Here is a 583-nt window from a genome sequence, read left to right on the forward strand (position 1 = left end):
CACAGCGTCGAGATCAGGAACAACGCCGTCCAGCCTGTCCCGCTTGGTGATGTAACCTGCGTTCAGCCCGACGTGGAACCCGGTCCAGGTGAACAGGGGCGGGCTCGCAAGCAGCACGGGCGCCGTGCGCAGAGGCAGATCGGCCGCTATGGCGGGCTGCATGAGCATCAACGTAGCCAAACCGGCCGCGGACATCCTGGGGAGCATCGCAATAACTCCGTTGCGTTGCGCCGATGCTGCCTGGCTAGAGGAAACCTACAGTAAATATCGGTAGTTCCGGTTGTGCAACAAACCGATCATTCCAAGAATAATTAATAAATTGTGAAAAGTTTGTGTAGGGCGGTGACAAAGCAGGTCACTGGAGCGCCAGCGATCTGCTGACGCGGGCGGAGGAATCTCCGGCCAGTGGATAGGCTTCCCGTTTTGGGGAGGCCGGGGATGTTCGTCGTGGAAATCTACGCCGCCGTTCGACATTTCGTGTTCATTGAGGGTCACAGCCGCCGCGAAGCGGCCCGGGTGTTTGGGCTGAACCGCGAGACGGTCCTGAAGATGTGCCGGTTCTCGTTGCCGCCCGGGTACACAC

General features: G+C 59.7%; 1 protein-coding gene. It reads left to right on the forward strand.

The features are described from left to right. Positions 1-438: 438 nt before the first annotated feature. On the forward strand, positions 439-583 hold a 145-nt coding region (locus P7D22_RS22175), incomplete at its 3' end, for a helix-turn-helix domain-containing protein (RefSeq protein ID WP_319936427.1).

This window comes from Lichenihabitans sp. Uapishka_5, assembly GCF_033947565.1.
Lineage (GTDB): Bacteria > Pseudomonadota > Alphaproteobacteria > Rhizobiales > Beijerinckiaceae > Lichenihabitans.